The organism is Mesorhizobium sophorae (assembly GCF_002270415.1).
GTDB classification, from domain to species: domain Bacteria; phylum Pseudomonadota; class Alphaproteobacteria; order Rhizobiales; family Rhizobiaceae; genus Mesorhizobium; species Mesorhizobium sophorae.
Map to the genome: position 1 here is coordinate 267,794 of NZ_NNRI01000017.1, position 11,260 is coordinate 279,053.

General features: G+C 63.8%; 11 protein-coding genes. 4 read left to right on the forward strand and 7 right to left on the reverse strand.

What is annotated here, in order from left to right; genetic code table 11:
- Positions 1-12: 12 nt before the first annotated feature.
- From CGZ66_RS25710 to CGZ66_RS25720, 3 genes are read right to left on the reverse strand one after another with little or no spacing between them, the layout of a single operon-like run.
- A complete protein-coding gene (locus CGZ66_RS25710; protein ID WP_095089274.1) occupies positions 13-1,095 on the reverse strand; it encodes an ABC transporter substrate-binding protein in 1,083 nt (360 codons plus the stop codon).
- 25 nt (positions 1,096-1,120) lie between these two features.
- Positions 1,121-1,834 (reverse strand): transcriptional regulator BetI, encoded by a 714-nt coding sequence (gene betI, locus CGZ66_RS25715; RefSeq protein WP_095089276.1) that lies wholly within the window; start codon positions 1,832-1,834, stop codon positions 1,121-1,123.
- A gap of 6 nt (positions 1,835-1,840) precedes the next feature.
- Positions 1,841-3,223: a GNAT family N-acetyltransferase gene (locus tag CGZ66_RS25720; RefSeq protein ID WP_167392248.1), complete on the reverse strand. Its 1,383-nt coding sequence runs from the start codon at positions 3,221-3,223 to the stop codon at positions 1,841-1,843.
- Positions 3,224-3,423: 200 nt separating this feature from the next.
- Between CGZ66_RS25720 and CGZ66_RS25725 the strand changes: the two genes are divergently transcribed.
- The 4 genes from CGZ66_RS25725 to CGZ66_RS25740 are packed head-to-tail and all read left to right on the forward strand — an operon-like array spanning position 3,424 to position 8,103.
- Complete coding sequence (locus CGZ66_RS25725) at positions 3,424-5,043, forward strand: phytoene desaturase family protein (protein ID WP_095089608.1); 1,620 nt, start codon at positions 3,424-3,426, stop codon at positions 5,041-5,043.
- The gene (locus CGZ66_RS25730) at positions 5,030-6,592 is read left to right on the forward strand and encodes a phytoene desaturase family protein (protein ID WP_095089278.1); all 1,563 of its coding nucleotides are present in this window, start codon (positions 5,030-5,032) and stop codon (positions 6,590-6,592) included. The genes CGZ66_RS25725 and CGZ66_RS25730 overlap by 14 nt, the downstream gene beginning before the upstream one ends.
- 3 nt (positions 6,593-6,595) lie before the next feature.
- Positions 6,596-7,855 (forward strand): aminomethyl transferase family protein, encoded by a 1,260-nt coding sequence (locus CGZ66_RS25735; protein WP_095089280.1) that lies wholly within the window; start codon positions 6,596-6,598, stop codon positions 7,853-7,855.
- 2 nt (positions 7,856-7,857) lie between these two features.
- A complete protein-coding gene (locus tag CGZ66_RS25740; RefSeq protein WP_095089281.1) occupies positions 7,858-8,103 on the forward strand; it encodes a hypothetical protein in 246 nt (81 codons plus the stop codon).
- A gap of 6 nt (positions 8,104-8,109) precedes the next feature.
- Here CGZ66_RS25740 and CGZ66_RS25745 read toward each other — a convergent pair whose 3' ends face one another.
- The 4 genes from CGZ66_RS25745 to CGZ66_RS25760 all read right to left on the reverse strand — a co-directional run bounded on the left by CGZ66_RS25745 (position 8,110) and on the right by CGZ66_RS25760 (position 11,181).
- A complete protein-coding gene (locus tag CGZ66_RS25745; RefSeq protein ID WP_095089282.1) occupies positions 8,110-9,168 on the reverse strand; it encodes a dipeptidase in 1,059 nt (352 codons plus the stop codon).
- Between the two features lie 153 nt (positions 9,169-9,321).
- Positions 9,322-9,621, reverse strand: a complete 300-nt coding sequence (locus CGZ66_RS25750) for a GNAT family N-acetyltransferase (protein WP_095089283.1) — start codon at positions 9,619-9,621, stop codon at positions 9,322-9,324.
- Positions 9,622-9,623: 2 nt separating this feature from the next.
- Positions 9,624-10,244 carry an alpha/beta hydrolase gene (locus tag CGZ66_RS25755; protein ID WP_095089285.1) on the reverse strand — a complete coding sequence of 207 codons (621 nt, stop codon included), beginning with the start codon at positions 10,242-10,244 and terminating at the stop codon, positions 9,624-9,626.
- Between the two features lie 4 nt (positions 10,245-10,248).
- Complete coding sequence (locus tag CGZ66_RS25760) at positions 10,249-11,181, reverse strand: VOC family protein (RefSeq protein WP_095089610.1); 933 nt, start codon at positions 11,179-11,181, stop codon at positions 10,249-10,251.
- Between the last annotated feature and the right edge of the window lie 79 nt (positions 11,182-11,260).

The window sequence follows — 11,260 nt, forward strand, 5'->3', positions numbered from 1 at the left end:
GGCTAGACAGGCTCAATAGCCGGCTTTGATCTTCTCGAATTCGGCGATCATCTTGAGCTTGAGTTCGGAAGGAACCGGCGACTGGAACAGCGTCTTGTCGACGAATTTCTGCACGTCGTCATAACCCTTTTCCTTCAGCACCGCCTGATCGACGCCAGCCATGCCCTTGGCATTGGCCTGGCCATAGCCCCAGTCCTTGACCAGCACCTTGGCGGTCTCCGGATCGTTGACGGCGTTCAGATAGTCATAGGCCTTGTCGATATTGTCGGGCGCGTCCTTGAACAGCACGTAGCCGCAGACCCAGGTCGAGATGCCTTCGTCGGTGTCCTTCTTGGACATGATCGGCACGCCGGCCGCCACCGACTGCACCGTCGCGTCATTCCATGCCCAGGCGAGGTCGACCTCGCCACCGCTTAACAGCTGCACGACGTCGGTGGTGTCGGTCCAGTAGGAGCGCACGTTCTTGTGCACCTGGCGCAGGAAATCCGAAGCCTGCTTGAACTGGTCGTCGGTCATCTTGGTCCAGTCCTTGAGGCCGATAGCGAGGCTCGCCAGCGCATAGGCGTCGTCGACGTTGTCGCCGATCGACACCCGTCCCTTGAACTTGGGGTCGGCGAAGGCCTTCAGCGACTGCACGTCCTTGGCGTCGATCTTGGAGGTGTTGTAGGTGAGTTGGGTGTTGCCCCAATCCCAAGGCATGAACCACGCCTTGCCGTCCGGGGTGGTGGCAAGATCCTTCATCGCCATGATGCCGGGATTGAGGTCCTTCCAGCCCGTGATCTTCGACGTGTCGAGCGGCTGCAGCAGGCCCGCCTCGCGCCATTTCACCACGCTCTGCGAGCAGGGATGGCCGAGGTCGGCCTTGAAGCCGGAGCGAACCTTCTCGAACGCCTCGTCTTCGTCGCCGAAGAAGGCGAAGGTCGGCGAGTCGCCGTTCTTCTCGACATATTTCGGGTGGAAGCTGGGGTCTTCGTAGCCGGACCAGTCGAACACGATCAAGTCCTTGTCGGCGGCGACCGCAAGTGCGGCTGCCGACGCCGCCAGCGTTCCGGCCAGCACCAGGGTCAGTGTCAGGCGTCTTGTCAGTGTCTTCATTGCTGTTCCATCCTCTGTGGTTTTCTTATGGTTTCGCCGCGCCGGCCGCCTTCCACGGATAGTGTTTGGGGAATGCCGCCGACAGGAATTCATTGGCCGCCTGCAAGGCGGTTTCACGGGTGGTGTCCTCGGTGCCCATCATCAACCGCAGCCACAACCCTTCGGTCATGGCACTGAGTGCCAGCGCCATGACCTGCGGCTCATAGGCATAGTCGCCGCTCTGCTTCAGCGCCGCGCAAAGGTCGATGAAGATGTTTTGGTAGACGGCATCGCGGGCACTGCTCAGCGCCTGATAGGTCGGCCGCGACTTGGCCTCGCCCCAGAAGGCGCACCAGGCGGCGAGCTTGCGCTTGTTGCAGATCGAACGGTCGAAATCGGCCGCGACCAGCGCCTGGAGTTGCCGGGCGGGATCATCGCCGGCCTTCTGCAGGGCATTGCGCCAATGCGCCGAGTACTCGTCATACATATGCTGCAAGGTCGCGATGAGCAGCTTTTCCTTGCTCTCGAAATGGAAATTGACGATGCCGCGCGACAGGCCCGCGCCATCGGCGACATCGGCCATCGTCGTCTCCGAATAGCCGCGCTTGGCCAGTGAATCGATCGTCGCCTCGATCAGCTGAAGCTGCCTGACCTCCTTCGAGGCCTTGCGTCCGCGCTTCTCGGATTCAGCTTTCCGCATTGGTTCAAGGAGGGCGTCCCTGGCGTCTGCCGTCTTCATGGGTCTGATGGTCTCCAGCATCGCCGGCTATCCAACCGGCTTCCGACCGCGAAGATGAGTGGGACGGTGTTCGCCACTGTCAAGCACCTTCTGCATGGCTTCCCAGGTTCGTATGTTCTTGTCGACATAGGCGGCGCCGACCACCGCGGCCACAGTCGGATAGAGCGGTCCTTTCAGCCTTTCCAACTCGCCACGCGCGACATCGCGGTACCAGGGATTGCGGTCCCTGACGGTGACATTGGCAAAGCCGGCCCGGCGCATTGCCTGCGCATAGCGGGAGGGTGATGCCATGGCGAAGGACAGGCCTTCGGCGGCGATGTAGGCCTTCATCTCGGGCGACGGTTCGCCGTCATGCGAGATCATCCAGTTGGAGGCCGCAAAGACGCCGCCCGGCTTCAGTACGCGGAAGATTTCTGCGAACAGGCCATCCTTGTCGGGCACATGCAGCAGCGCATCCTTGGAGAAGACGACATCGAAGGAATGGTCGGCGAAAGGCAGCGAGCCTGGTGGTGCTTGGATGAAGCTGACACGACCCGCGAGCCCACGCGCGGCGGCGCGGCGCCGGGCCGTCTCGATCACCGGCTGTTCGACATCGAAACCGGTGGCGTGTGCAGCGCAATGGCGCTCGACCAGATGCAGCGTGATGCCGCCCGAGCCGCAGCCGATGTCGAGGATCGTCTTGCCTTTGAGCGAAAGCCCTTCGACCACCCGGTCGACCTCGTCCGGCCCACCGGGCGACAGGTAGCCATCACCCCACAGCGCCTCGAGGAAGCGGATGGCGGTGTCGTCATACTCGGCTTCGTCATGGGGCATGGGCGGGCTTTTGCTGCGCAGAGGGGAAGTTTCCGGAAGCGAAGGTGTACCTGTCAGTCGATCGAATTCCATGACATGGCCGAACTCCTTGCCGTCGCCCCATTCGAATTCCATCCTACCGGTCTTCCTGAAGCCCTGCTTGACGTAGAAAGCGATGGCGCGGTCGTTGCGATGCCAGACATTGAGCCAGACGCGGCGGGCAGCGAGCCTGCCGGCTGCGCCGAGGACCTCGTCCAGCAAAGCTTTCGCCAGGCCCGTCCCCTGCCAGATCCGGTCGACATAGATGCGCTGCAGCTCAACCAATTCCCCTTCCTCGTCCTCTCGATGATGCGCGAAGCCGACGATCGGATGCTGTCCGCCGGCCTCGACCGGAGCGGAACGGTCCTCGGCCAGCAGGATGGTCGTCCGGGGATCGGCGATCTCGGCCGCCTGCAACCCGGGACCGTAGGATTCGTCGACATAACGATCCATGTCCTCGACCGTCGCCGTGTGGGCGAAGGTGTCGCGGAAGACACGCGCTGCGAAGGTGGCGAGCCGGTCGGCATCCATCCCCTCGGCCTTGCGGTATCTTATCTTCGCCAGCGGCCGCTCGGCCACGGCCCCTCTTCGGCTTGACACGAAATTCAACTCCCAATTCCCTGCAAAGCGTAGCTCAACATGATGAAATTGCAACCTCGTTTGTTGAACATTCATTCAGAATGGCTAGACAGATTGGCCTTTGCCATGCCAAATTCCGCGCATTCGGGAACAGATCACGCAAAAATGAAGAGCGGGTCGCACGGGAAGACTGGGCCAAAATGAAAGCTTGGGATGCGATCATCATCGGCGGCGGACACAACGGCCTGGTCAACGCCTGCTATCTGCAGCGCGCCGGCCTCGACGTGCTGGTGATCGAGAAGAACGACTGGGTCGGCGGTGCCGCCACCAGCCGGGAATTGACGCCGGGCTTCCTCTATTCCAACTGCTCCTATGTCTGCTCGCTTTTTCGCCCCGAGATCATGCGCGACCTCGAACTGCCGCGCTTCGGCCTGCAGGTCATCTCCTATGAGGGCGGCGCGGTGTTCACGCGCGACGGTGACTACCTCGCCAACTACCGCGACCACGATGCCCACCGGCGCGAGTTCGCCCGCTTCTCGAAGCGCGATGCCGAAGCCTATGACCGCTACGCCCGCGACGTGACGCGGCAGTGCCGCTTCATCCAGCCGCTCCTGATGCGCACCGCACCCGATCCAACCAGCCTGCGGCCACGCGACCTCGGAGAACTGCTCTATCTCGGCAAGAAATTCGCTGGCCTGTCGGCGCCGGAAATGGCGCTGACGCTGCGCTTCTGGACCATGTCGATCTCGGAGTTCCTCGACGAATATTTCGAGACCGACGTCATCAAGGCGAACTTCGCTTTGTCCGGCATCATCGGCACCGCGCTCGGGCCGATGTCGCCCGGCACCGCCTACGTGCTGCTGCACCACTATATGGGCGAGGTCGATGGCTCGGTCGGCGCCTGGGGTTATGCGCGCGGCGGCATGGGCGCGGTCACCAAGGCGCTGGCCGCGTCGTTCAAGGCGTCGGGCGGCACCATCCGCACAGGCGCCGAGGTCGACCATGTGCTGGTCGGCAGGGGTAAGGCCAAGGGCGTGGTGCTGGCCGGCGGCGAGGAGATTTTTGGCAAGCTCGTCGTCTCCAATGCCGACGTGAAGCGCACTTTCCTGAAGCTGGTCGAGGAAAAGGAACTGCCCGATGTCTTCCTGCGCCGGGTCAGGAACTTCAAGATCCGCGGCTCGTCCGGCAAGGTCAACATCGCCCTCGACTCGCTGCCGGAATTCCCGGCGCTGCCGAAGGATTCGCCGGTCTATCGCGGCGACATGCATTTCACCGATTCGATGGAACGCATGGAGCGCGCCTATGACGACTGGAAGGCCGGGCGCTGGTCGGCCGATCCGTTCCTCGACATGGTCATTCCAACGACGCTCGACCCGACCATGGCACCGCCCGGCAAGCACTTCATGAGCTGCTTCGTGCAATACGCGCCGCCCAGGATTGCAGGAGCCGAATGGACCGATGCCGACCGCGACGGCTTTGCCGAGAGCGTGATTTCGCAGATCGCGGAATACTCGCCGGGCTTTCGCGATCGCATCGTTCATATGGAAGTGCGCACGCCGCGCGAGATCGAAGCCGAGGTCGGCCTCACCGAAGGCAACATCTTCCAGGGTGAACTGACCTTCGACCAGCTTTTGTTCAACAGGCCCGTGCCGGGTTACGCGCAGTACCGCTCGCCGGTCGGCGGCCTCTATATGTGCGGCTCCTCGACCCACCCCGGCGGTGGCGTCATGGGAGCGCCCGGGCGCAACGCCGCGGCGGAAATCCTGCGCGACCTCGCCAAATCCACCTCGCATATGAGCGCTGCCCATGACGTCATCTGAGACAATCGTCATTGGCGGCGGCCACAACGGCCTCGTCGCCGCGGCCGCGCTGGCGAAAGCCGGCCGCAAGGTGCTGGTGCTCGAAGCCGGTAGCGAAGTCGGCGGCGCCGCGCGCACCGAGGAATTCGCGCCGGGCTTTCGTGTCTCGTCAGTCGCCCATCTGCTGAACCGGCTGCATCCCGATGTGGTCAAGGCGCTGGACCTGGACAAGCACGGGCTGCAATTCGCGCGCGCCGACTTCATGCCGTCGGTTGCGCTGTCGAAGGACGGCCCGCTGGTCTTGCATGGCGCCTATGGCGAGGTGCTGACAGGCACCAATTCGTCCGAGCAGTCGGCCTGGAAGGAATTGCGCGCGCAGCTGCTGCGCTATGCCGGCATATTGAAGCCGTTCCTCTCCCGCCGCCCGCCCGATCTCGCCGGCATGTCGCTGCGCGAGACCGCCTCGCTCGGCCAGACCGCGCTGGCGCTGAAGAAGCTCGGCAAGGAAGACATGCGCGACTTCCTGCGCGTGCTGCTGATGAATGTTGCCGACCTGCTCGACGAGCAGTTGGCCGATATCAGGCTAAAAGGCCTGCTCGCTTTCGATGCGACGCTGGGCAGCAATCTCGGCCCCCGCTCGCCGACATCATTGCTCGGCCTCTACTACCGGCTGGCCGGCGAGACCGGCGGTGCAGCCGGCGCGCAGATATTTCCGCAAGGCGGCATGGGCGCGGTTGCCGCTGCCATCCGTGCCGCGGCGGAAAAGGCCGGTGTTACCATCCGCACGTCGACGCCGGTGGCGAAGATCATTGTTGAGAAAGGCCGCGCAGTCGGTGTTGCGCTCCACACTGGCGAGGTGCTGCGTGCCAGGACGATCGTCTCGGCCATCAATCCGGCGACCACCTTCCTCGACCTTGTCGGGCCGCGCGAGATCGATACCGGCTTTGTGCGCAAGGTGAAAAACATTCGCATGAAAGGCGATGCGGCCAAGCTCAATCTGGCGCTCGACCGGCCGCCGCAATTCACCGGAGTCGATGCCGCCGGCCACAAGGGCCGCCTGGTGATCGCGCCCTCGCCCGACCATGTCGAGCGCGCCTTCAACCCATCCAAATATGGGGAGTTCTCACCCGAGCCGGTGATGGAGATCACGCTGCCAAGCCTCGCCGACCCGTCGCTCGCGCCGAGCGGCGCCTGCGTGCTGTCGGCGGTCGTGCAATACGCGCCCTACGCGCTGAAAGAGGGTTGGGATGCCGGCAAGCCGAAATTCCTCAAGGCGATCATGGCCCAGCTCGAAGCCTATGCGCCTGGCATCGGCAAAAGCGTGGTCCACGCCGAGCTTCTGACGCCGGCCGACATCGAAACGCGCTACCGCATGCCGGGCGGCCACTGGCACCACGGCGAATTGCAGGCCGACCAGATGCTGATCTCGCGACCAGTGTCCGGCTGGTCAGGCTATGACACACCACTCGAAGGGCTGTTCCTGGCCAGCGCCGGCTCACATCCCGGCGGCGGCGTCTCCGGCGCTCCCGGCCTCAACGCCGCGCGACGCATCATTGCGATGAAGGGGTAAGCCATGGCCCAGGCAATCAGGAAGAAGCCCCTCTCGAAGACAGTCAACGCGGCTGTTTCCGCCCGCATCGTCGCGCAGGACCATTTCCGCACGCTGCGGCTCGGCACGCCGTTCCAGCCGCGCATCGATGCGTTGGCCAAGACCCAGGACTGGTACAATTGGGCCGGCTACCGCGCGCCAAATTCGCTGTGGAACGAGGAACTCGAATATTTCGCCATCCGCAGCCAGGCGGCCGTGTTCGACATTTCGCCGATGACCAAATACCGGATCGAAGGGCCGGACGCCGAAGCCTTCCTCGACCGCGTCACCTTGCGCGATGTCGCTAAGCTCAGGCCGGGCCGTGTCCACTACACGGCGTGGTGCGACGACGAGGGCTTCGTCCTCGATGACGGCACGCTGTTCCGGTTGTCGCCGACACGCTTCCGGCTGTGTTCGCAGGAGCGGCATCTGCCGTGGCTGCTCGACAGCGCGATTGGCTTCGATGTCAGCGTCGCGGAGGAAACGGAGGCCGTCGCCGGGCTCGCGCTGCAAGGGCCGACCTCGTTTGCGGTGCTGCGTGATGCCGGTTTCGCTGGCGTCGAGAAGCTGAAAATATTCGACCTCGCCGATTTACCGCATGATGGCGGCACCGTCGGCATTTCGCGCACCGGCTTCACCGGCGATCTCGGCTACGAACTTTTCGTCCCGGCCGACAGGGCGCTCAGCCTCTGGGACCGCTTGATGACGGCCGGCCAACTGCGCGGTATCCGCGCCATCGGCTACACCGCGCTCAATCGCGCTCGCCTCGAAGCCGGGTTGATCGTCGCCAATGCGGATTTCACCACAGCCGAGCACGCCATCCGCGCCGATCGCCTGCGCCTGCCGGACGAGATCGGCCTCGGCTTCATGATCGATCTGCAGAAAGGTCATTTCAACGGTCGCCGCGCCATCCTCGAGGCTCGCGCCAAACGCAAGCTGCGCCATGTGCTGGTCGGGCTGGAGATCGACGGCAACATCCCCGCCGAACACGCCATCGTCTACCACAAGAAAAGCCAGGAGGTCGGCCTGGTCAGCGCCGCCATGTGGTCGCCAATGGCCAAGCGCAACATCGCCATCGCCTCGCTGGCGCGGCCGTATGGTGACACCATGGTCGAGGACCTCTGGGTCGAGATCTACGCCATGCGCGAGCTGCAGCATCAGAAGCTGATGAAGCGGGCCAAGGTGGTGGCGCGGCCCTTCATCAAGCTCGACCGCCGCACCGCCAATCCGCCGGCGGATTTCTGACCATGACCGACGAAGCCGAACTCGAAACCGCCGAGCAATGGGAGCTGGTCAACACGCCGCTCGGCGAGAAATGGTCGGGCCGCACGCGCTATGCCGCCGCCATGTTCTTCTACAAGGGCGGCGAGATGAGCGCCGAGACGCTCGAAGTCTACCGCATCTGCGCGCGGCTCGATTCGGAAGATCCGCTGCCGATCATCCGCGATCGCGGTGTCGGCAAGGACTGGCTCAAGCGCATGGGTTTCGAATAGGTCTTTCTACCCGATGGTTCTCTCCAGCATGCTGAGCCAGTTGCGATAGGCGATCTTCTCGATCAGCGCGCGGCCGAAACCGCGCGCCGCCAATGCATCGATCAGCTTCGGCAGGCCGGCGACATCGCCGATGACGGCTGGGATCATGGCGCCGTCGAAATCCGAGCCAAGGCCGACACCGTCCTCGCCCAGCGCCTGCAGGAGCGAATCGACATGGCGCACCATGATGTCGAGGCTGGTGTCGGCATTCATCCGGCCGTCCTCACGCAGGAATCCGGTGGCGAAGTTCAGCCCGACCATGCCGCCGGATTCGCGGATCGCGCCGAGCTGCCAGTCGGTGAGGTTGCGCGAATGGCCGCAGATCGCGTGCACGTTGGAATGAGTGGCGACCAGCGGTGCGTCGCTGAGCGCGGCGACATCGCGAAAGCCCTTCTCGTTGAGATGCGACAGGTCGATCATGATCTTCAGCTGGTTGCAGGCCTTGACCAGCGCCTTGCCGGCATCGGTCAGCCCGGGGCCGGTGTCGGGCGAGGACGGAAAGCGGAACGGCACGCCGTGACCGAAGGCGTTGGGCCGGCTCCAGACGATGCCGAGCGAGCGCAGGCCGGCAGCATGCAACACGTCGAGCATGGTGAGCTCGGGATCGATCGCCTCGACCCCTTCGATGTGGAATACCGCCGCGATCGAGCCTTGCGCCATGGCGTTGCGGACATCGCCGGCACTGCGGCAGACGGTGAGCCCTCCGGCTCGCTCCAGCCTGAACAGGATCGAGGCCATGGCGATCGTCGAGGTCAACGCATCGGCGCGCGGGACCTCGGGCGGCAGTGGCTCGGCATCGCTCGGCGCCAGCGGCACGGCGCTGCGCCTGGTTTTCTCGACAGGCGGCGGAAAGATGGCGAACATGCCGCCGGCAAAGCCACCGGCTTTCGCGCGCGGCAGGTCGATATGACCGCCCGATTTCCCCTCGATGAACAGCTTTTCGACATCCGTGTCTTTCGACTGGTAGAGTCTGAGCAACGTGTCGTTGTGGCCGTCGAAGACGGGAACGAGGTCGGTTTCGGTCATTGGGGGATCATTCGGTTCGTTTGTCGGCGCGGTGGCTGCGATAGATCATATCCACTTAGGCAAGATGCGCTACCCGTGCAAATGCCAAAGCCATCGAAGCGGGACGACAGCCTGATGTCGCGCCCGTTCCGATCGACGAAATGCCGGCCGATCCTACTGCTTCAGCACGTCTGCCCACTCGTGGTGGCGGCGGAACTGGGCGTTCGCGAACGGGCAAAGCGGGATGATCTTCTTGCCCGCCGCGCGCGCATCCTCGACGGCGCGGGTGACGAGCCGAAGCCCGGCACCCTGACCGCGGAAGACGTCCGGCACTTCCGTATGGTCGATGATGATCTGGTGCTCGCCGATCTTGGTAAAGGTCATCTCCGCCTCGGCGCCGTCTGGCCCGCGCAGGACATAGCGACCCTTGGAACCGCGATCTTCCAGTTCGATTTCAGGCAGTTGGTCCGGCATCGCTATACTCCCTGGGTGGCGCCGGCAAAGAGATGCCGTGCCGCCTCGATCTCGTTTGGCCGCACCTCGTGCCCGCCTTCATGCCACGCCACTGTGACATCGGCGCCGTCGGCACGCAAATAGGCTTCGAGCCGCGTGGTCAGGTTCGGCGGGCAGATTGGATCGCGCCTACCGGCGGTCACGAGAATATGACGGCCGGCGAGACTGCCGTTGATCTCTGGTTCGAACGGGATGAGCGGATGCATCAGCGCCGTGGCATCGAACACCTCCGGCGCGGCGAACACCACCGAGGCCAGGATGTTGGCGCCGTTGGAATAGCCGAGGCCGAACACGGATGACGGCTTCGCCGCCTCGATATGGGCCTTGATGAAGCCGGCGATCTTGTCCGTCGCCCGCGCCAGATCGCCCATGTCGTAGACGCCTTCGCCGGTGCGGCGGAAGAAGCGCGCCGAACCATGTTCCGCCACATCGCCGCGTGGCGAGATGATGGTTGCCTGGGGCAAGAGATCGCGCCCCAGCGACAGAAGCTGGTTCTCATCGCCCCCCGTGCCGTGGAAGACGAAGAGCAGCGGACCGCCCGGCGAACCGGGCAGCACCTTGTAAGTGTAAGCGTCCTTGCTCATGGTCTCAGCCTTCCAGCTTCTGCAAATGCTGTTCGAGATAGGGCCGCAGATGCTGGTGCTGCGTTGGCAGCTTCAGCGCCTCACCGAGATGAGCGGTATCCTCATCGCGATCGAAACCCGGTTCGTTGGTGGCGACTTCGAACAACACGCCACCCGGCGTGCGGAAATAGATCGCCCAGAAATAATCGCGGTCGATCACCGGCGTCACCTGATAGCCGGTGTCCATCAACGCCTTGCGCACTTCGAGCTGCTTGGCGCGGTTCTCGACGGCGAAGGCGACATGGTGGACGGAGCCCGCGCCGAGATCGGCGAAGGCGGCGCCCGGCAGCGATTCGATGTCGACGACGTCGGCGCCATTGCCGTTCTTCACCGCCAGCCGCCTGACATTTCCGGACTTGTCGATCTCCTCGTAGCCCATGAACTTAAGCAGCTCCTCGGTGGCGCCGCCATCCTTCAGCCTGAGCGACACGGAGTGAAAGCCGCGGATCGCCTCATCGGTGGGGATGCCGCCTTTCACCCATGGCTTTCTGGCGTCGGCCTTGTCCTCGACCAGGGCGAAACCATCGCCGTCCGGTCCGGCAAAGGCCAGGCGCTTCTCGCCGAATGTCTCGTCGCGCGAAAGGCCCGAGACGCCTTCATCGGCAAAACGCTTTTCCCAATAGGCGAGCGTGCCTTCCGGCACGGAATAGACCGTGGTGCCGACTTCGCCGACGCCATGACGGCCCTTGCCGATGTTGGGAAACGGAAAATAGGTCATCACCGAACCCGGCGTGCCGGCCTCGTCGCCATAGTAGAGATGGTAAACGTCAGGCGCATCGAAATTGACGGTCTTCTTGACCCGGCGCTGACCGAGTTTCCTGGTGAAGAAATCGTTGTTCTGCCGGGCATCCCTGGCCATCGAGGTGACGTGATGGAGGCCCTTGATCTGATCGAGCATTGTCTTGCTCCTTCCCTTGGTGCTTGTGCGGCCCGTGCCGCTGTCCACGCCTATATGAGGACACCACCGCCTGCGGCAA